Annotated in this window: 14 protein-coding genes; 8 read left to right on the top strand and 6 right to left on the bottom strand. The window is 65.4% G+C overall.

All coding sequences use genetic code 11. The annotated features are described in order from the left end of the window. Window positions 1–3 precede the first annotated feature (3 nt). On the bottom strand, window positions 4–1677 hold the full coding sequence (gene ggt / locus QX041_RS14610; protein WP_316165745.1) for a gamma-glutamyltransferase: 1674 nt from the start codon (window positions 1675–1677) through the stop codon (window positions 4–6). A gap of 216 nt (window positions 1678–1893) precedes the next feature. Between ggt and QX041_RS14605 the strand changes: the two genes are divergently transcribed. After that, complete coding sequence (locus tag QX041_RS14605) at window positions 1894–3387, top strand: amidohydrolase family protein (protein ID WP_315826045.1); 1494 nt, start codon at window positions 1894–1896, stop codon at window positions 3385–3387. After that, a complete protein-coding gene (locus tag QX041_RS14600) occupies window positions 3384–4313 on the top strand; it encodes a GTP-binding protein (protein WP_316165744.1) in 930 nt (309 codons plus the stop codon). The genes QX041_RS14605 and QX041_RS14600 overlap by 4 nt, the downstream gene beginning before the upstream one ends. Window positions 4314–4329: 16 nt before the next feature. Here the strand turns inward: QX041_RS14600 and QX041_RS14595 are convergent, their stop codons facing one another. Next, complete coding sequence (locus tag QX041_RS14595) at window positions 4330–5466, bottom strand: GGDEF domain-containing protein (protein WP_316165742.1); 1137 nt, start codon at window positions 5464–5466, stop codon at window positions 4330–4332. Between the two features lie 93 nt (window positions 5467–5559). Then, window positions 5560–6630, bottom strand: a complete 1071-nt coding sequence (locus QX041_RS14590) for a J domain-containing protein (protein WP_315713954.1) — start codon at window positions 6628–6630, stop codon at window positions 5560–5562. 129 nt (window positions 6631–6759) lie between these two features. Between QX041_RS14590 and QX041_RS14585 the strand changes: the two genes are divergently transcribed. The 4 genes from QX041_RS14585 to QX041_RS14570 all read left to right on the top strand — a co-directional run bounded on the left by QX041_RS14585 (window position 6760) and on the right by QX041_RS14570 (window position 12063). After that, window positions 6760–6927 (top strand): hypothetical protein, encoded by a 168-nt coding sequence (locus QX041_RS14585; protein ID WP_316165740.1) that lies wholly within the window; start codon window positions 6760–6762, stop codon window positions 6925–6927. A 194-nt stretch (window positions 6928–7121) separates the two neighbouring features. Then, window positions 7122–7997 (top strand): dihydrodipicolinate synthase family protein, encoded by an 876-nt coding sequence (locus QX041_RS14580; RefSeq protein ID WP_316165739.1) that lies wholly within the window; start codon window positions 7122–7124, stop codon window positions 7995–7997. 277 nt (window positions 7998–8274) lie between these two features. Beyond that, on the top strand, window positions 8275–10614 hold the full coding sequence (locus QX041_RS14575) for a xanthine dehydrogenase family protein molybdopterin-binding subunit (RefSeq protein WP_316165737.1): 2340 nt from the start codon (window positions 8275–8277) through the stop codon (window positions 10612–10614). A gap of 387 nt (window positions 10615–11001) precedes the next feature. After that, window positions 11002–12063: a linear amide C-N hydrolase gene (locus QX041_RS14570; protein WP_316165736.1), complete on the top strand. Its 1062-nt coding sequence runs from the start codon at window positions 11002–11004 to the stop codon at window positions 12061–12063. Window positions 12064–12487: 424 nt separating this feature from the next. Here the strand turns inward: QX041_RS14570 and QX041_RS14565 are convergent, their stop codons facing one another. The 3 genes from QX041_RS14565 to QX041_RS14555 form a co-directional block, all read right to left on the bottom strand. Continuing rightward, window positions 12488–14923: a hypothetical protein gene (locus tag QX041_RS14565; RefSeq protein WP_316165734.1), complete on the bottom strand. Its 2436-nt coding sequence runs from the start codon at window positions 14921–14923 to the stop codon at window positions 12488–12490. A gap of 1239 nt (window positions 14924–16162) precedes the next feature. Then, the gene (locus tag QX041_RS14560) at window positions 16163–17587 is read right to left on the bottom strand and encodes a sensor histidine kinase (protein ID WP_316165733.1); all 1425 of its coding nucleotides are present in this window, start codon (window positions 17585–17587) and stop codon (window positions 16163–16165) included. Continuing rightward, on the bottom strand, window positions 17562–18227 hold the full coding sequence (locus QX041_RS14555; RefSeq protein WP_315713962.1) for a response regulator transcription factor: 666 nt from the start codon (window positions 18225–18227) through the stop codon (window positions 17562–17564). The genes QX041_RS14560 and QX041_RS14555 overlap by 26 nt, the downstream gene beginning before the upstream one ends. 119 nt (window positions 18228–18346) lie before the next feature. Between QX041_RS14555 and QX041_RS14550 the strand changes: the two genes are divergently transcribed. Together QX041_RS14550 and QX041_RS14545 are read left to right on the top strand one after the other, a co-directional pair. Beyond that, the gene (locus QX041_RS14550; RefSeq protein ID WP_315713963.1) at window positions 18347–19126 is read left to right on the top strand and encodes an ABC transporter ATP-binding protein; all 780 of its coding nucleotides are present in this window, start codon (window positions 18347–18349) and stop codon (window positions 19124–19126) included. A 16-nt stretch (window positions 19127–19142) separates the two neighbouring features. Then, window positions 19143–20009 carry an ABC transporter permease gene (locus tag QX041_RS14545; RefSeq protein WP_315713964.1) on the top strand — a complete coding sequence of 289 codons (867 nt, stop codon included), beginning with the start codon at window positions 19143–19145 and terminating at the stop codon, window positions 20007–20009. Window positions 20010–20012 lie beyond the last annotated feature (3 nt).

The following is a 20012-nucleotide window of genomic DNA, read 5'->3' as shown; positions in this document are numbered from 1 at the left end:
AGCTCACGTGATGGCGAAGCGAAGCCCGGCGCGGGCGCGCCCGCCGGAGATCGCGATCGGGGTGCCGTCGGCGCGCCAGCACGCGGCTCCTGTCAGCGTGCCGTCGTCGCCGAACGCGATCGCGTTCATGCCGCCGGCCACGACCGGCTCGCGTTTGATCTCGTGCCCGCGTGCGGCGAGCTCCCGCGCCACATGGTCGGGAAACGCCGGCTCGAGCTCGAGCACGCCGCCCTGCGTCCAGAGCCGCGGCGCCTCGACCGCCTCCTGCAGCGACATGCCGTGGTCGATCAGGTTGACCAGCGCCTGGAAGGCCGAGGGAAAGATGCGCAGGCCGCCGGGCAGGCCGAGCGCATAGCGCAAGCGGCCGTCGCGCAGCGCCATCATCGGCGCCATCGAGGTGAAGACGCGCTTGCCCGGCTGGATCGACAGCGCGCGGCCCGGATGCGGATCGAAATTGTACATGTAGTTGTTGGCGGTCATGCCGGTGCCCGGGATCTGCACGCAGGCGCCGAACAGGCCGTTGATGGTCTGGGTCGCCGCGACGACGTTGCCCTCGGCATCGGCGACCGTGACATGGGTGGTGTTGGCGGACTCCGTCGGCGCAAGGCCCGGGCCGAAGCTCCGGGCCCGGCTCATGTCGATCTGCGCCCGCCGCTGCGCGGCATAGGCCTTCGACGTCAGCCGCTCGACCGGCACGTCGACGAAAGCGGGATCGGCGGTGGCGACCGCCCGGTCGGCAAAGGCGATCTTCAAGGCTTCGGCAAGCACGTGCACGCCATCGGCCGAACCGAAGCCGAGCCCGCCGACATCGAAGCCCTCGAGGATGTTCAGCATCTGCACGATGTGCACGCCGCTGGAGGACGGCGGCGGCGGGCCGATGATCTCGTGGCCGCGATAGAGGCCGCGGATCGGCGCGCGTTCGATCACCTTGTAGGCGGCGAGGTCGCTCGCATCGATCAGCCCGCCATTGTCGGCCATGTAGTCGGCCAGCGCGATCCCGAGCGGCCCGCCATAGAGAGCGTCCGGTCCTTGCTCCGCGATCAGCCGCAGCGATGCCGCATAGTCGGTCTGGATCACGCGCGTGCCTGGACTGACGGGCTCGCCGCCCGGCAGGAACAGCGCGGCGAGATGCGGATCGCCCGCGAGGTCGTCCGCGACCAGCCGCACGCAGTCGTTGAGATAGGGGCTGGCGATGAAACCATGCTCGGCGAGCCGGATCGCCGGCGCCATCACCTCGGCCAGCGGCAGCCGGCCGAAGCGCGACAGGGCCTCGCACCATCCCTTCAGCGCGCCGGGCACGGCGACCGCCAGCGCGCCTGCGACGTTGCGGCGTCCGCGGGTCTCGCGCGCCAGCGCGATCTCGTCGGAGACCGGATCATACATTCCCGGCGTGGCGCGCCGCGGCGCGGTGCTCAATCCGTCGAGCACGATGTGCCGTCCATCCGCAAGGCGGATGTGCGACAGCCCGCCGCCGAGAATGCCGACCATCATCGGCTCGACCACCGTCAGCGCGAACAGTGCGGCGACCGCGGCATCGATCGCGTTGCCGTCACGCATCAGCATCTCGGCACCGGCGCTGGAGGCGAGCGGATGATTGGTCACCACCATGCCGCGCGAGCCCGTCGCCGGCTGCTTCTCGCAGGTGAAGTCGGCGATGCGCCGTGTGTGCGAAGCCATTCGGGTCTCCTCTGTCGAACGGCGGATGCCGAGAGGTCGTCTTTCGCAATCCTGACCGATCCCTTGCGCAAGGGGAAGAGCGGCGCCCCAGTTCGACGAACTGATAAGTGCGCCACGCATGGCTCGGAGAGCATCGATCTCTCCCGCCGCGTTCTCATCGCCGCGCATCTGTGTTAGGCCTGCGCGCAGTTCCACTTCGCGAGCCCAGCTGATTTCATGCCTCACTACGATCTGATCATTCGCGGCGGTCGCGTGCTCGACCCGGAAACGAAGCTCGACGCCACGGCCGATGTCGCCATCAAGGATGGCGCGATCGCTGCCGTGGGCGATGTCGGCGGGGCCGCCGATCAGGTGGTCGATGCGGCCGGCCTTGCCGTCGTGCCCGGCTTCATCGATCTGCACGCCCATGGCCAGTCGCTGCCGGCGGACCGCATGCAGGCTTTCGACGGCGTCACCACCACGCTCGAGCTCGAAATCGGCGTGATGCCGGTGGCGCGCTGGTATGACGAGCAGGCGGCGATCGGCCGCCTTCTGAATTACGGCGCAGCGTCGGGCTGGGTGTTCGCGCGGATCGCGACGATGACGACGCAGCAGACCGCGTCCAACATCGCCGGCATGGGCGAGGCGATGCGCGACAAGCGTTGGGTCGAGGAGGTCGCCACGGCTGCCGAGACCGCCGAGATCGTCGAGCGCACGCGGCAGGGTCTGGAGCAGGGCGGTCTCGGCATTGCCTTCCCGAACGCCTACGCGCCCGGCACCGGCATGAAGGAGCTGTCGGAGCTGTGCAGCCTGGCGGCCAAGCATGACGTGCCGACCTACACGCACATCGCCTATATGTCGAACGTCGATCCGCGCAGCTCGGTCGATGCCTACACGCGGCTGATCGGGCTGGCCGGCTCGACCGGCGCCCACATGCACATCTGCCATTTCAACAGCACCAGCCTGCAGGATGTCGAGCGCTGCGCCGAGCTGGTGCAGACCGCGCAGAAGCAAGGCCTGAAGGTCACGACCGAAGCCTATCCCTACGGCACCGGCTCGACCGTGGTCGGCGCCGGCTTCTTCGCCGATCCCGCGTTCTGCCAGCGCATGGGCACCGGCTATGACGCAATCGAGATGGTCGCCGAGCGCCATCGGCTCGGCAGCCGTGACGAATTGCTCGCGCGGCAGCAGGACGATCCCGGCGCGTTGGTGCTGATCCATTTCCTCGATGTCGCCGTCAACCAGCGCCACCGCGACCTGCTCGACGTCTCCGTGCTGTTTCCGGGCGGCGCCATCGCCTCCGATGCGATGCCGTGGATCCTGTCCAACGGCACGGACTACACCGGCGACGCCTGGCCGCTGCCGGATGACGCGGTGTCGCATCCGCGCTCATCGGCGACGTTCACGAAATTCCTGCGCGAATGGGTGCTGGACCGCAAGGCGGTGCCGCTGATGGAGGGCCTCGCCAAGTGCACGCTGATCCCGGCCCGGATTCTGGAACCGTCGACGCCCGCGATGCGCAAGAAGGGACGGCTGCAGGCCGGCTGCGACGCCGACATCGCCGTGCTCGATCTCGCCAGCCTGCGTGACCGCGCCGACTTCCTCAACATGAACCGGCCGTCCGAGGGCGTGCGGCATCTGCTCGTCAATGGCCGCGCCGTCATCACCGATGGCGAGCTCGTTCGCGACGTCAGGCCGGGGCAGGCGGTACGCCGTCCGGTCCTGTCATGATCGTCCCGGTCCTGCTGGTCGCCGGATCGCTCGGTGCCGGTAAGACGACCCTGCTCAATCATCTGCTCGCCAATCCGGACGGACGGCGCATCGCCGCTGTTGTCAACGACTTCGGCGCGGTCGACATCGACGCGCAATTGCTCGGCACCGTCACCGAGGAGGTGATCAGCCTCAAGAACGGCTGCATTTGCTGCTCGCTGCAGGGCGACCTGCTGCGCACGCTGTCCTCCGTCATCAAGCGCGATCCGGCACCCGACGCGATTGCGATCGAGACATCGGGCATTTCCGATCCCGCCGAAATCATCCGCAGCCTGATGGATCCCGTGATCTTCAAGGTTGCGCCGCTCGAGACCGTCGTCACCTTGGTCGACCCGCAGCGGCTGCGCGATGATCCCGAGATCGAACAGGATGTGCTGTGGCGCTCGCAGTTGCGGGCCGCGGATTTCGTGCTGCTGACCAAGGCCGATCTGCTCGACCGCGCCGCGCTCGATGCCGCCTGCGCCGTCGTCCGCGGCACCAAGCCGCAATCGGCGATCTTCGAGATCGCGCATGGCGTCGTCGCGCCGGACCTGCTGTTCAGCCGCGACATTCGCGCGCCGCGAGAGCTGCCCAAGCAGGTGCCGACGATGTCGCAACCTTTCGCAACCCTCACCTGGACCTCCCGTGCTCCGCTGTCGCTGGCCCGCTTCCAGCAGGTGATCGGAAAGCTCGCGCCGCGCACCCTGCGCATCAAGGGCATCCTGCTGTTCACCGACCATCCGGGACAGCCGATCCTGTTTCAGTCGGTGGCGACGCGCGGCACCTTGGCGCCGTCGCCGGTGTCGCCCGCCGATGGCCTCACGGCCCAGCTCGTGCTGATCGGACGCGAAGGTGAGCTCGACGCCGGCGAGATCGACGCGCTGCTGCACGAGGTGATCGTCGCCTGAGATCGAAGGCCGCGCGTCAGCCCGCCTGCCGCAATGCGCCGTCCGCGACCTCGGCCCAGGTGCAGCAGCCGCCCCCGGCGCGCTTGGCGGCATAGAGCGCGCTGTCGACCTGACGCAGCACCTCGTCCATGGACTCGTCCGTGAGCGGCCGGTCGTTCACCAGCAGGCCGGCGCTGGCGCCGATCACCACGGGAATGTCGGACAGCAGGAACGGCATCGACAGCGAACGGATGGCCTCGCGCGCCAGCGCCAGCGCCTCGTCGCGTCCGTCCGCGCCGCCCGTCACCGGCTTCAGCAGCATGAACTCATCGCCGCCGAAGCGCGCGGCGAGACCGCCCTGGCCGACACAGCTCGACAGCCGGGCTGCGACCTGACGCAGCAGGTCGTCGCCGGCGTGGTGGCCATGGCGGTCGTTGACGGGCTTGAAGCCGTCGAGATCGATGGCAATGATCGCGACAGTCCGGGTCGTGCGTTCGAGCGCAGCCAGGAAGGCCGCCCGGTTGGGCAGGTCGGTCAGGAAATCATGGTTGGCCTGGCGGGCCAGCGCGTGCTTGGCCTCGAGCCGCTCGATGAACGCGGTGCTGAGATGGCGCGAGGCTTCGCGGATCGAGAACCAGAACAGCACCAGCAGGACGGCCCCGAGCTGATAGGGCAGCTCCGGGCGCATCAACCCGGCGATGAGCGTCGGGGCGAGCAGCACGGCGGTTGTCGTCAGCACGACCCACGGGCGGATCGCCGCGCGCGACACCATGCCGACGCAATAGGACATCGACAGGCCGAAGGCGATCCATGCGCCCGGAGCATCGTTGAGCTGGAACGCGCGGAAGGTGAGAGCGCCAAGCGCAAGGCCGAAGGCGGCGGCGCCCGCGGCGTAGACTTTCTCCCAGAGGATCACGTCGCGATCGGACAGGCGTCCCGCATATTGTTTGTAGCGCAGCAGGCTGACCACGCGACCGATGGCGTTGACGATGATCGCGAACGTGATCGCGATGTAGCCGGGATCGCCGTGCAGGACCGCAAGCGTGACCGAGCCGGTGATGGCGGCCGCGTTGATCGACATGACCTGCGGCAGAGACGTGTACAGCAGATCGACGAGCTCGCGCCGGATCGCCGGGTTCGGATGGATGAATCTGGAAAGCAGCCCATGTCCCATGGGAACACCATGGGACACCTTTCCTAACAGTTGATGGGCGCGAACGATTCGCGCGACGAAGGTTCGGAGTTACCTTAAATCTTCGTCAATCGCTCAGGGGGCGCGGCTGGGGTCGGTGGTTGGATAGACCGGCGTCGCCGTCGACATCCGCGAGGGCATCGGCGCCGCCGCCGCCACTTTCGGCGCCTCTGCCTTCGGCGTCTCCGCCTTGATGTCGGACTTTGGCGGCTCGAGCTTCAGCGGCCGCAGCGGCTGACGCTTCGCCATCGCGTCGAGTACGGCGCGGTTCGTCTTCTCGATGCGCTTTGCGGCCGCAACGTCGGCAAAGGCGCGGTCGAACTTGCGCATGCGATAGAACACGATGCCGCGGTCGATATAGGCCTCATGGTAGCGGGGATCGAGCTGGATCGCCGCGTCGAGATCGGCCAGCGCCGCCGCGAAGTCGCCCTTCTGGAACGCGGCCATGCCGCGATCGTGATGGGCCTGGGCCTCGTTCGAAGCCGTACCCCCGGCGAGCATTGCATCCGCCGTGCATGGCGCGGTCGCGCCTGCCGCGCAGGGCGCACGCTCCTGCTCGGCAGAATAGACCGTGTCGATCTTGCTGACGCGTAGCGGAAGCGGATCGGCGGATACCGAGGCATTGCTGCCCGATGCGCTGCCGACCGTTGCGCTGGCAGCCGTCTCGCCGCCGGAATTCGCGGCCGCATCGCCGGCCGTCGCCGCCTCAGTGGCGCTATCGATCGGTTTGGCGGGAACCTCGTTCGGCTTGACCTTGTTGGTCGCAACCACGATCGGCTTGAGCGGCGCGACGGAAGCCGACGACATGTGGGTGAACAGCAGGTAGCCGGTTAGCGCCACGGCGGACGCACCGGCCAGCGCCATCACGCCGGACGCAACCTTGTGGACCTTGGCGACGACGGCCAGCTTGGAATCCTGCTGATGCTCGTCCTGCGCGGCGCCGAGCAGCCGGTCATAGGCCGTGCGCTGCTCCTTGTCGCCGAGAATGTCGTTGGCGCGGATGATCTGTCGAAACCGCAGCGCGGCATCCGGATCGCCGGGATTGACGTCGGGGTGGCTCTCTTTGACCGCTTTGCGGAAGGCCGCCCGGATATCGTCAGCGTCATCGTCCGGAAGAGCTCCGAGTAAATCGTAAAGCGTCTTCATCGTCGTTCTCGCTGCAGGCTTCCCTCGTCTCCGATCGAAATTCCTACGGCGAATTTACGCTGGAGCACTCGTACTAACTCTTTCCGCTTCGCATGATGGTTGGTCAATCCGGCGGAAAAATGACTGAAAATGGCGAAGTTCGTAGCCATTTTTGCCGTGTTTGAGGTCATCGCGCTCGTCCTTCTTCGCCACGGTGCGCGCAATCCCAGATTGAATCGCTGCCCTCTGACCGCCTCCGCCGCGGGACATGCACCTATGGTGAAGAGAAAGTTTGAAGCCGGATTTAACGTGAGCTGATTGGCAGCTCGGTTTGCGGCAACACCCCGCATTCCATCGCGGCAGTGTGGCGCTGCTACACACCGGCTCTTGTCCGCTGGTGTCAGGTCCCTGAGGCAGATGTCGCTGCGGGCAACAGGCCGGGCCTGAGAAGGGCGCCTCCCGCTTCGGCGGCCGCCTTGCGGAACCAGCGACCCGGCCGCTATACCGGCCGCATGACTGAATTTCATGGTGTCTTTCCCTACCTGGCCTCGCCGATCGGCGCGGATGGAACGATCCGTACGGAGGTGCTGGGGCGTCTTTGCGACGATCTGATCCTTGCCGGTGTGCACGGCCTGACGCCGCTCGGCTCCACCGGCGAGTTCGCCTATCTCGATCGTGCCCAGCGCATGACCGTCGTGGAGACGACCATCGATGCCGCCCAGGGCCGCGTTCCCGTGATCGCAGGCGTGGCCTCGACTGCGATCGCTGACGCGGTGGCGCAGGCCAAGGCTTACCAGAAGCGCGGCGCAAACGGCATCCTGGCGGTGCTCGAAGCCTACTTCCCGGTCAACGACGCCGGCATCGAGGCGTATTTCCGGGCGATTGCCGATGCCGTCGACGTTCCCGTCGTCATCTACACCAATCCCCAGTTCCAGCGTTCCGACCTGTCGCTCGACGTCATCGCGAGCCTCGCCGAGCATCCGCGCATCAACTACATCAAGGACGCTTCGACCAACACCGGCCGGCTGTTGTCGATCATCAATCGCTGCGGCGACGCCATCAAGGTGTTCGCGGCGTCCTCACACATTCCGGCCGCGGTGATGCTGATCGGCGGCAAGGGCTGGATGGCCGGGCCGGCCTGCATCATCCCGCGCCAGAGCGTCGAGCTCTACAATCTCTGCAAGGCGTCGTGCTGGGACGATGCGATGCTGCTGCAGAAGAAGCTGTGGCGCGTCAACGAGGCCTTCGCCCGCTTCAACCTCGCGGCCTGCATCAAGGCCGGCCTGTCGATCCAGGGCTACGACGTCGGCGATCCCGTGCCGCCGCAGGCCCCGCTCTCGCCCGAGCAGCGCAAGGTCGTCGAAGAGGTACTGCGCAGCCTGGGGTGAGCTAGCCCCGGCTTTGGCCCCCGCTCTCTCCTCATCGTCATTCCGGGGCAGCCCAAGGGCTGAGCCCGGAATCCATACTCCGCGACCTCTCGGGTGGGCAGACCGGGAGACATCGAGCCTCCAAACTACCGGTCGTGGTTATGGATTCCGGGCTCGCGCTGCGCGCGCCCCGGAATGACGGTTCGTCATGACGCATCAGCTTAAACACGTGTTGGCCACCGCAACGCCGATCCGCTAAGACCCTGCCAAATTCATTGAACTGACCAAGGACTGACGAATGAACATTCTTCCCAACAATATGCGGTTTGGTGCGGGGCAGCCCCTCAAGCGTCTGGAGGATCAGCGGCTGCTGACCGGGAAGGGGCAGTTCATCGACGACAAGGCGGAGGACGGCGCGCTGTGGCTCTACGTGCTGCGCTCCCCGCATGCGCATGCCAGGATCCTGTCGATCGACACCGCCGCTGCCCGCGAGATCGCGGGCGTGCAGGCGATTTACACCGGCGCGGACCTCGTCGCTGACGATGTCGGCACCATTCCGACCCTGGCAATCTTCAAGCGTCCCGACGGCAAGCCGATGACGGTGCCGCCGCGCCGCCTGCTTGCCCATGAGATTGTCCGCTTCACCGGCGAGGCGGTCGCCGCCGTGGTCGCGACCTCGCGCACGGTCGCGCAGGAGGCCGCGGAAGCGATCGTCGTCGATTACGAGGTGCTGCCGGCGGTGACCGATCCGGTGAAGGCGATCGAGCCCGGCGCGCCCGTGGTCTGGGCCGAGGCGCCCGACAACGTCGTCGCCGCGATGAGCTATGGCGATGCCGCCAAGGTCGAGGCGGCGTTCGCCGGCGCTGCGCACAAGGTCTCGCTCGACATCACCAGCCAGCGCCTGGTGCCCTCGGCGATGGAGCCGCGCTCGACCATCGCCGAGATCGAGAAGAAGACCGGCCGGCTGCTGCTGCACGTGCAGTCGCAGACCCCGGCCTCGACCCGCGACGTGCTGGCGGAAGCCGTGCTGAAGCGCCCGAAGGAGAGCGTGCGCGTGCTGGTCGGCGACATCGGCGGTGGCTTCGGCCAGAAGACCAACCTCTATCCTGAGGACGGCATCGTCGCCTATGCCGCCACCAAGCTTAACAAGAAGATCCGCTGGCGCGCCGAGCGCACCGACGAGTTCGTCGGCGGCACGCATGGCCGCGACCTCACCTCCACCGCCGAGTTCGCTTTGGACGCCAAGGGCAGGGTGCTGGCCTATCGCGTGCGCTCGATCGGCGCCACCGGCGCCTATTCGTCGGGCGCGGCCAACATCATCCCGCTGGTGCTCGGGCCATTCGTGCAGACCGGCGTCTATGATCTGCCGCTGGTGCATTTCGAGATCAAGACCGTGATGACGCATACGGCGCCGGTCGGCGCCTATCGCGGTGCCGGACGCCCCGAGGCGGTGTTCATCGTCGAGCGGCTGTTCGATGCGGCCGCGCGCCAGATCGGGATCGATCCGCGCGCCATCCGCAAGACCAACTACATCAAGCCGGCGCAGCTCCCCTACACCAACGCCGTCGGCCAGGTGTATGATTCCGGCGCCTTTGCCCACATGCTGGAGCGCGCGTCCAAGCTTGCCGATTGGGACGGCTTCAACGCGCGTAAGCGCGAGGCGAAGAAGCGCGGCATGCTCTACGGCCGCGGCCTGACCAGCTACATCGAATGGACCGGCGGCCGCGCCCACACCGAGAAGGTATCGCTGCACGCGACCTCCGAGGGCCGCGTCATCCTGCATTCCGGCACCATGGCGATGGGGCAGGGCCTGCAGACCACCTATACGCAGATGATCTCCGACACGCTCGGCATTCCCCTGGACAAGATCGACGTCGTGCAGGGCGACACCGATCTCGCCACCGGCTTCGGCAGCGTCGGCTCGCGCTCGCTGTTCGTCGGCGGCACGGCGGTGGCGGTGTCGTCGAACGACCTCATCACCAAGGCGCGCGAGAAGGCGTCCAACCTGCTGGAGACCGCGGTCGAGGACATCGAGTATCGCGACGGCTTCCTCACCGTCGTCGGCACCGACCGCCGCATCAGCCTGTTCGACATCGCCGGGAAGGAGCAGGGCGCCAAGCTGTCGGTCGACAGCGAGGGCGAGGTCGACGGTCCGAGCTGGCCGAACGGCACGCATGTCTGCGAGGTCGAGATCGATCCGGAGACCGGCATCAGCCGCGTGGTGCGCTACACCACGGTCGACGACGTCGGCGTCGCCGTCAATCCGATGCTGGTCGCCGGCCAGATCCATGGCGGCGTCGCGCAGGGCATCGGCCAGGCGCTGTACGAGAACGTCGCCTATGATGCCGACGGCCAGCTCCTGACCGCCACCTATCAGGACTATTGCATCCCGCGCGCCGACGACGTGCCGCCGATCGTGGTCACGCTCGACGATTCCGCGCCGTGCAAGACCAACCCGCTGGGGGCCAAGGGCTGCGGCGAATCCGGCGCCATCGGCGGCCCGCCCTGCGTCACCAACGGCGTCATGGACGCGCTGTTCGAACTGGGCATCACCAACCTGCAGACCCCGCTGACGCCGGAGAAGGTGTGGGCGGCGATCTCCGAGGCGAAGGCGGCAAAGGCCAAAGCGTCGGCCTGAGCGAGCGCGCGGGACGCTCCCGCGCCGGACGTGCTCCTGTTGCGTCGCTCAACGCGCCGATCTGCGCCGAGCTGTTCAGTGACGAGAGCGGCGAGGGTCACGCCCGCATCTGGTCGCGCCCCTGCATGCGCAGCGGCGACTGATCTTGCTGCGTCATAGCCCGCCATTCCGGGGCAGCCCGTCAGGGCTGAGTCCAGAATCTCGAGATTTTCGGTGCAATTGCGCAACTGAGGGGACGATGCTGTCGGATCGCCCCCGCCGAGCCCGGCAAGACAACGATCTCATGCGAATCGTCGCGGCGCCGCGACCGACGATGATTGACCCAGATCAAGGTCGCCGACTCGCACTCGCCTCTAGATTGTATTGAACACAACGAGGAGCGTGACCATGCGGCGGTGTGCGGGCGTGACGAGCGGGGCGATGGCTTTGGCAATCGTCGCGTTTGGATCATCTCTGGCGGACGCGTGTTCGCGCGTCCTCTGGGCCGATAATGGTCAGGCCGTTGTCACCGGGCGCAACATGGATTGGCCCGAAGACATGCGCACCGATCTCTGGGCCTTTCCGCGCGGCCTTGCGCGCAAAGGAGAGAGCGGCGACGACAACGAACTGAGCTGGACGTCGAAATACGGCAGCGTCGGCGGGGCGGTTTATAATCTGGCGATCGCCGACGGCATGAATGAAAAAGGTCTTGTCGCCAACCTGCTGTGGCTCTCCGAGAGCGATTACGGAAAGCGCGATCTCAAGCGCCCCGGCCTCGCGCTGTCGCTATGGGCGCAATACAATCTCGACAACTTTGCCACCGTTGCCGAGGCCGTGGCCGACATCGAAACCGGTCGCTATCAACTCATCGCCGCCGGCATGCCCGGATACGCGACGGCGACCGTGCATCTGTCGCTTTCGGACGCGACGGGCGATTCGGCGATCATCGAAATCGTCGATGGCGGCAAGGTGCGCGTTCATCACGACCGCCGCTATCTGGTCATGACGAACTCGCCGCCCTTCCCCGAGCAGCTCGCCAATCTGAAGAAGTACCACGTCTTTGGCGGCACCGAAGCGCTGCCGGGGACGAGCGAAGCGGCCGACCGCTTCGTCCGCGCCGCCTATTACATCCAGAACCAGACCAAGCCGTCGGACACCCGCCAGACCGTGGCCCGCATGTTGTCGGTCATGCGCAACGTGGCGCAGCCTTTCGTGCGGCCAGACCCGAAGCGACCGGAGGCGTCACACACGATCTGGCGCGCCGTCGCCGACTCGACCGACCGGCTCTATTTCTTCGAATCGACCCTCAGCCCGAACATCGTCTGGGTCAACTTGTCGCTGTTGGACCTTTCCGTCGGCGCTCCGATCCGCAAGCTCGACCTGTCCGGGGCGGACAGGGATCTGGTCGGCGAGGTGAGCAGCCAGTTCAAGCCCGCCGCGCCGCTGGAATTCAAGAAAGGCGGCTCCTGACGGGGGCGGAACCCTGAGGACAGATACAACGTCATCTTTATATTTGCGTTGTGGCGCCTGCACGCCGCGCTACATGATTGGCGGCCGCTCGCCGTGCAGCCCTGCCACCGCACCGGCCTGGAAGCGCCGCGCCGTTTGTAAAGGACGGATCGAGCTGACGGGTCGATGTCTGCCTCGGGCGAATTCCGGACATGACCGGGCGGTCCGATCAAATCGTAATTGGGGGTAGACCGGCTGTGCCATCAGCCTGCCGACCACGGCTGCCCCTGACCCGAAGCAGACCTTCGGCCGAACTGATAGCCTGCGTTCATCATCAAAGTTGGCTCGGTGTCTTCAAAACCGGTAGCAGGCAAAGCATTCGTGCTGAACGTCGTCCAAAATCGAGATTGCGGCCCACGACGCTTCGCCGTGAGCCCGGCGAACGTCATTTAGCGAGGCCCGAAAGCCCGGCGATCAGGAACGATGCCAGCACATAGCCCATGATCTTGTGCCCATAGAAATAGTAGCGGGCCCAGCCTTGCAGATCGTAATCGTAGTGCTTTTTGCGCAACTGGATGATCGGCAGCAATATGTCGAAGCTGTAGGCTAGGCCGAACGGCATTCCGTTGCGCGGCCCCTCTCTGGAAACCCGCAAGACGGTGGCCCCCGCTATCACCAGACCGATCGCCCAGAAGGCTGCTCGTAGAGGGTAATAGCCGTAGCCGACCACCAATTTGAGGGCGGTCAGCCAAGCCCACTCGCGCCCCACGGCTTTGGCGCGCTCGCTTTCGCGACCTGAATATCGGATTCTGGTCGCAAGCGCCCTGTTCCCCTGGCTCTGAACAACGGATGCGAGCTGATCGTATGGTTGTGGCGCGTAGCGAAGAAGCTTGCGAAACCAGTTCTCGAATTCGTCGGCCCTGCCTGCGTTCCGATAAGTCAAGCCATCAACATCGAGCTTCGGGGCCCAGGCATCCGCCAAAGCGGGAATGAGACCGATCTTGACGTTGCGCAGCCCGAGAGTCACACCATCCGACCATCGCGCCGAGCCAAACGCCAACTCGCCGCCGATCTCAGCCCCAGTCAAATTCACATTCTGGTGAAATTCTCCATCGGTCAGGTAAAGATTGCCTTTGATCCTGGCAGCGCCACAGTTGATCGGGCCATCAAATCTCGTGCCGCCACCCAAGAGGATATGCTGCCCAACCTCCATGCCGGCACAGTCGAGTTCGCCCGCTACTTTCGAGCGGCCGAGGACTAACCCGCCGACATGCGCAAAGCCAAGATCCACCTCGGCAAACTCGGCCGCCATGAGCAGAAACCGGTCAACTCGAAGTCCGTTCATATTGAGTTTACCAACTACTTTGGAACCAACCAGCCCTAGCTGTCCGCCCACGTGGGCGCCGCTAAGGTCTACCTGGGTGAACTCGGCCTTGTCATCCATGCGTAGATCTTGGCCGACTTGTAGTTCGCTCATATTGAGCCTTCCGGCCACCTTCGAACCGCTCAGGTTTAGATGCGCACCCACGCGGGCGCCGGCAAGGTCTACGTCGGCAAACTCGGCCTTATCACCCATGAATAGATCGTTGCCGACTTGTAGTCCGTTCATATTGAGCCTGCCGGCTACTTTCGAACCGCTAAGCTCTAACCTGCCGACGTGCGCAAAGCCAAGGTCTACCTCGGCGAACTCGGCCGCATCGCGCATGAGCAGAAATTGGTCAACTTGAAGTCCGCTCATACTAAGTTTGCCAATCACTTTGGAGCTACTCAAGTTCAGCTGTCCGCCCACATGGGCCCCGATAAGCTCAACCTCATCGAACTCAGCCTTATTGTACATGAGCAGAAATTGCGCGACTTGAATGCTGTTCATGTTGAGTTTGCCGGCTACTTTCGACCCGCTAAGCTCTAGCCTGCCGACGTGCGCGAAGCCCAGATTCACCTCGGCAAACTCGGCCCCATCGCGCATGAGCAGAAACTGGTCAACTTGAAGTCCGCTCATATTGAGTGTGCCAATCACTTTGGAGCCGCTCAAGTCCAACTGTTCGCCCACATGGGCGCCGGTAAGGTCCACCTCAGCGAACTCGGCCTTGCTGTGCATAAGCAGGGATTTGTCGACTCGAAGGCCGTTCATGCTGAGTTCGCCGGTCACTTTGGAGCCGACCAGCGTTAGTAACCCGCCCACGTGGGCGCCGGTAAGGTACACCTCGGCGAACTCGGCGTAGCCGAGCAGAGCGTGCTCGACTCGAAGGCCCAGCATGTTGAGTTTGCCGGTCACTTTAGAACCGACCAGCACTAGCACTCGGCCGACATGTGCACCGCCAAGGTCCAAGTCGGCGAACTCAGCCTTACCGTACATGTACAGACCGGCGTCGATATCGGTCCCGCTCATGTCGAGAGTGCCTGCAAATTTCGAACCGGAGAAGTTGATTTGATATTTTGATCTTGCTTGTTGGAGGCTGGCGCCCTTTTCAAGACGGCTCCGCGTCAGCTCGAGCGAATGCTGGAGTTCCGCGCCTGCGAGGTCGACAGCCTCTGTGAACCATGCGCCGCGAATGACAACGCCGCGGCGCGTCAAGGCACGGCGGTATGGGTCCTTGAGCAGGATCGTCGCGAGAAAGACCGGTCGCAGCACGCGATTCTGTGGCCAGCCTTCCGGCTTCCTGGGATCGAGGTCCCCGCCGTAGTCTGACCCTTCGTTGAAATCCGTATCCTTCCCGGCGCAGACGTGCTCCCAGACGAACTGCTCCTGTTTGGTCCAGCGTGGATCGACCGCTACGGAGCACGACTCGTCGAGGGAAGCCTGCGGCATGGGCTGTTGGGCGCGCGCACCGAAAAGCGCGACCAGCAACATGAGCACGAAGAGAAGACGCCAGCGTCGCACGACAATGCCCCCGGGTCGGCCCGTTTGGTGCCAACAGGTTATGAGATAGAGGTAAATTGTCGCTGTCAATCAATGGTTGCGTGCTGAAGGTGCTGATCGGAATATTCAGGTGTTGCGCGGAACGCGGAATCTGACTTGGTGGCCAGACCGCGCAATTCGCCACGCGTCGTCAAAGCTCTCCCGCATCAGCGGTCAAAGCGGATGTTGGCAGAGCTATGTCCAATGCGCCATATGCGGACAAGGCGGCGGGGCGGAATGCCACATTTGCGACGATAGCCGCGCGGACCTGAAGCGAGCGCGGAAGGCTCCAACCCGATCGTCGGCAGCTCTTGCACGAACGTAAGTCCCGGAACGGAGGTGTCATTTCCGAAGCTGGGGGTACACCGGCTGCGCCACCAGCTTGCCGGCCACAGCCACCCTTGACCCGTAGCCCACGTCCGCAACGGGCTGAAAACGGAGGTTTCCCGAGCGCCAATGGCTCCACGACGAGTTGCCCCCGGCAAGGTTTCAGCGCGCTCCAAAAACACCTTGCTCGGTGGCCGAGCATCGACCCGGACGTTGCGTATGTCCCCCCTGCCACCGAGCTTCCATGTGCGCGACTGCCGCCATGTTCAGGCCGCGAGGCAACGATGCCGCGCCTTGGCTGCTCGCCGGCTGAGTCGGGCAAATCAAGCGACCAATTGTGCCGGCCCGATCGTACGGGAGTGCCGTAGGGGACGAAAATCATGTGCGCGGAAAAATTCATTTCGCCAGCCGTTTCAACGCGCAAGGGCTGGTGAGGCCCTAGTCCCGAAATTTTCCTCTTTCTTTTTATCAGAAATCATGGATGATGCGTCCATCCCGCCTCAACGAGATGGGGCGTTGCGCGCGATCGTCACGACACGCGAGGCGGGGATGCGATGGACGTTTTTGCGGCGTGAGACGAACGCGGCGAGGGCGGACGTGAAGTCGTGTGGTTCTGGCATCCCGACGCTGATGCTAAGTTGCTTGGGTGATGATCCGAGCGACGACGGTGGCCAAAAAGCCCGGTGCACCGAGAAGAGCACGATATATGCGTTAAAACCGTCGCGCAGGGAAGGCCGGGATGTCTCGGCCGAACCTGTGGTTCCTGCCCCGTGCATTTTGTTCGCACGGGGGCCATGGGGGCGGCGAGCTCCCGGCCTTCCCTGCGCCCTCTCGATCTTCGAAAGGGCATGTCGATCGCAAGACCCGGGCGTGATCCGCCGCGGGACGACGACGTCATGTCTGCTGCTGTTTGAGCTGTGAATCTGGACGTGGATCGACTGCTGTCGACCGATCGACCGGCAGCTCCAGTCGCACACTGAAGTCGCCTGCCACTCCGCTGAACCGCAGCCGGCCGCCATGGGCCTGCGCGACCTCGCTCGCAATGGCGAGGCCGAGGCCTGAGCCGTGGGAGCCGTCGCCCTTCTGGAACGGGGTCAGCAGGCGTTGCTGCGCGTCGGCTGCGATCCCAGGTCCGTCGTCCCAGACCATGATCGCAACATGCGTCGCGGTTCTTCCCACCGTCACCATCAGCCGGGTCCGCGCGCCATGCGCCAGCGCGTTGTGAATGAGATTGGCGAGCGCCTCGCGCAGGCTGATGGCGTCGGCGGCGAGCATCACCTCGTCCTCCGATGGCACGAAGCTGACGGAGACTTCGCGATCGAGAGAGAGCGGCACGCTCTGCGACAGCACCGATTTCGCCAGCGCGTTGATATCGACCGCGGCGAAGCGCGGTGCTTGGGCGCGGTGCTGGATCATGGCGTGATCGAGCAGTTGGCTGGTGAGGCGGGCGAGATCCGCGATGCGACCGCGCAGCCTGTCGAGCGCCTTCGGGTCCTTGGTCTGATCGCTCAGCAGCTCGACCTCGGCATCGATCGCCGCCAGCGGCGTGCGCAGCTGGTGGGTGGCGTCGGCGATGAAGCGCTGCATCAGCGCGATGCGCTCGGCGAGGCGCTGCATGAAGCCGTCGATCGCGCCGACCAGCGCGCGCACCTCGCGCGGCGGCGTGATCGCGATCGGGCTGAGATCGTCCGGCCGTCGCTTGACGATCTCGGCCTCGATCCGCGTCAGCGGCGCGAACACCAGCCGCAGGCACAGCGCAGTCGCCACCAGCGCCAGCAGGCTCATCGCAGCGATCAGGCCGATCGCCTTGGAGGCGAGATCCCAGGTCAGCGCGTCGCGGGCGCGCAAGGTCTGCGCCAGCACGATCTCGCTCCAGCCGTCGCCGGGCGCGCCGTCGAGCTTGCGCGCCACGGCCGCGATGCGCACCGCCTGGTCGCGATAGATGCCGTCTCGCAGGACGACGCCCTCACGCAGCGCCCTGGCGGGCGCGGTGACGGCGAGATCGTCATAGCCGGCGACGACGACGCCGCGCGGATCGGTGACGCGATAGAACACGAGGTCATAGGCCGACAATGTCGCAAACGCTGCCGCCGGCGGATCCAGCGTCACGACGCCACCCTGCATGTAGATGTTCTCGGCGATCTGCACGGCGCCGCCGGCGAGCAGCTTGTCATAGGCGTCGCGCGCGGCGGTGGCGGCATATTGCCAGGCGGCGAGGCTCAGCACGATGGCGCCGACGGCCAGGATCGCGCCGATCGCGATCAGCAGCCGCGCGCGCAGCGAGGTCCTGAGGTCACGAAGCGTGGAGCTGATAGCCAAGGCCGCGCTCGGTCTTGATCTCGACGGATGTCGCCGCCAGCTTGCGCCTGAGACGCGCGACGAACTGCTCGACGGCGTTGGGGCTCGGATCCTGGTCGAAGCTGAAGAGCTGCTCGACCAGCTCCTCCTTGGCGACGTAACGCCCAGGGCGTGCGGCGAGGATTTCCAGCACGGTCAGCTCGCGCCGCGTCAGGTCCAGCGGTTGGCCGGCGACGCTGGCGGTGCGCCCGGCGCGGTCGATCACCAGCGGCCCCAGGGTCAGCAGATTGTCGGACTGGCCGGCGGCCCGGCGCAGCAGCGCCCGCGCCCGCGCCTCCAGCTCGCGATAGTCGAACGGCTTGATCAGGTAGTCGTCGGCGCCGAGGTCGAGCGCGCCGATCCGGTCGTCGACCGCCGAGCGCGCGGTCAGCACCAGCACCGGCGTGCGCAGGCCGCGCTTGCGCAGGTGCTTGAGCACGGCAAAGCCGTCCATGTTCGGCAGCATCACGTCGAGCACGATAAGGTCATAGGTCTGCACCTCGATCAGCTCGCTCGCGGTGCGGCCGTCCTTTTCCCAGTCGACGGCATAGCCGATCCGTTCGAACCGGCTGGTCACGGCGGCGCCGATCTCGGGCGTGTCTTCCACCAGCAGGATGCGCAAGGTCTTGTTGTCCGCCTCGGAGTCAGGTTCGCGTCAGTCTCCTCCTCTATCACTTCGAATAAGGGCGCCGAAGTGCACCGAGCGAAATTTCGCATTGCAATATAAAGGAGGGGAGGACGATGACCGTCCATCAATCGCCATCTCAGTTCGAGCCGCTGCTCTCGGTCGAGGGCGTGACGCTCCAGTACAAGACGCCGGACACCTTGGTCACGGCGACCTACCGCGTCGACTTCAAGGTCTTCGATTCCGACCGTTTCGTGCTGCTCGGCCCCTCCGGCTGCGGCAAATCCACGCTTCTCAAGGCGATCGGCGGCTATCTGAAGCCGACCGAGGGCCGCATCCGCCTCAAGGGCCACGATGTCAGCGAGCCCGGCCCGGACCGCATGATGGTATTCCAGGAGTTCGACCAGCTGCTGCCGTGGAAGACGGTGCGCGAGAACGTCGTGTTCGCGCTGACCGCCAGCGGCCGGCTCGGCACCGCGGAAGCCAACGAGCGCGCCAAGTCCTATATCGACAAGGTCGGCCTCACCAAGTTCATCGACTCCTATCCGCATATGCTCTCCGGCGGCATGAAGCAGCGGGTCGCGATCGCCAGGGGCATGGCGATGGAGCCCGACGTGCTCTTGATGGACGAGCCGTTCGCCGCCTTGGACGCGCTGACCCGGCGCAAGATGCAGGACGAGCTGCTGCAGCTCTGGCAGGACACCCGCTTCACCGTGCTGTTCGTGACGCATTCGATCGAGGAGGCGATCAAGATCGGCTCCCGCATCCTGCTGCTGTCGCCGCATCCCGGCCGCGTCCGCGCCGAGCTCAACAGCGTGCCGCCGGGCACGATGGGCTCGCCCGAACAGGTCGCCCTCGAAGGGCGCATCAACGACATGCTGTTCGGCCAACACTGAGACGAGGAGAGCATCCATGAGCGAGACGCTGGCGCTGCGCCCCGAAATCGTCAATGCAGACACGCCCCTCGGCGACGTCAAGGTCGAGGCGAGCCTGTCCTGGCTGGAACGCATCTACCATATCGGTGCGGTCCGCAAGGCCATCATCCTGGTGGCGCTCGCCGCGCTGTGGCAGGCCTATGGCCTGTGGCTCGGCAATCCCCTGTTGTTTCCGACCTTCACCGACACGCTCTCAGCCTTCTTCGAGAACATCGGCAACGGCATCATCCCTGCGCGCACCCTCGTGTCGCTGGAGACGCTGCTGATCGGCTACGGCATCGGCATCGCGCTGGCGGCCGTGCTGACCACGATCGCGATCGGCTCGCGGATCGGCGCCGACATGCTGGAGGCGCTGACCTCGATGTTCAATCCGCTGCCGGCGATCGCGTTGCTGCCGCTGGCGCTGATCTGGTTCGGCCTCGGCAAGGGCAGCATCATCTTCGTGCTGGTGCATTCGGTGTTGTGGGCGATCGCGCTCAACACCCATTCCGGCTTCCGCTCGGTGTCGAACACCTTGCGCATGGTCGGCCTGAACTACGGCCTGCGCGGGTTGAAGCTGGTGCGCTTCATCCTGATCCCGGCTGCATTTCCGGCCATCCTCACCGGCCTGAAGGTGGGCTGGGCCTTCGCCTGGCGCACCCTGATCGCGGCCGAGCTGGTATTCGGCGTATCCTCGGGCTCCGGCGGCCTCGGCTGGTTCATCTTCGAGAACCGCAACCAGTTGGAGACGGCCAACGTCTTCGCCGGCCTGTTCACCGTGATCTTCATCGGCCTCGTCGTCGAGAACGTCGTGTTCGCGACCATCGAGCGCAAGACGGTGCGGCGCTGGGGCATGCAGCACTGAACT

Origin of the sequence: Bradyrhizobium sp. SZCCHNRI2009 (assembly GCF_032485115.1) — a bacterium.
Taxonomy (GTDB): domain Bacteria; phylum Pseudomonadota; class Alphaproteobacteria; order Rhizobiales; family Xanthobacteraceae; genus Bradyrhizobium.
Note: the sequence above shows the minus strand (reverse complement) of the source record. Positions and strands in the feature narration are given on the sequence as shown.

Coding starts and splice junctions, on each gene's coding strand:
- ggt (WP_316165745.1), bottom strand. CDS start 1,677: ATGGCTTCGCACACACGGCGCATCGCCGACTTCACCTGCGAGAAGCAG.
- QX041_RS14605 (WP_315826045.1), top strand. CDS start 1,894: ATGCCTCACTACGATCTGATCATTCGCGGCGGTCGCGTGCTCGACCCG.
- QX041_RS14600 (WP_316165744.1), top strand. CDS start 3,384: ATGATCGTCCCGGTCCTGCTGGTCGCCGGATCGCTCGGTGCCGGTAAG.
- QX041_RS14595 (WP_316165742.1), bottom strand. CDS start 5,466: ATGGGACATGGGCTGCTTTCCAGATTCATCCATCCGAACCCGGCGATC.
- QX041_RS14590 (WP_315713954.1), bottom strand. CDS start 6,630: ATGAAGACGCTTTACGATTTACTCGGAGCTCTTCCGGACGATGACGCT.
- QX041_RS14585 (WP_316165740.1), top strand. CDS start 6,760: ATGGCGAAGTTCGTAGCCATTTTTGCCGTGTTTGAGGTCATCGCGCTC.
- QX041_RS14580 (WP_316165739.1), top strand. CDS start 7,122: ATGACTGAATTTCATGGTGTCTTTCCCTACCTGGCCTCGCCGATCGGC.
- QX041_RS14575 (WP_316165737.1), top strand. CDS start 8,275: ATGAACATTCTTCCCAACAATATGCGGTTTGGTGCGGGGCAGCCCCTC.
- QX041_RS14570 (WP_316165736.1), top strand. CDS start 11,002: ATGCGGCGGTGTGCGGGCGTGACGAGCGGGGCGATGGCTTTGGCAATC.
- QX041_RS14550 (WP_315713963.1), top strand. CDS start 18,347: ATGACCGTCCATCAATCGCCATCTCAGTTCGAGCCGCTGCTCTCGGTC.
- QX041_RS14545 (WP_315713964.1), top strand. CDS start 19,143: ATGAGCGAGACGCTGGCGCTGCGCCCCGAAATCGTCAATGCAGACACG.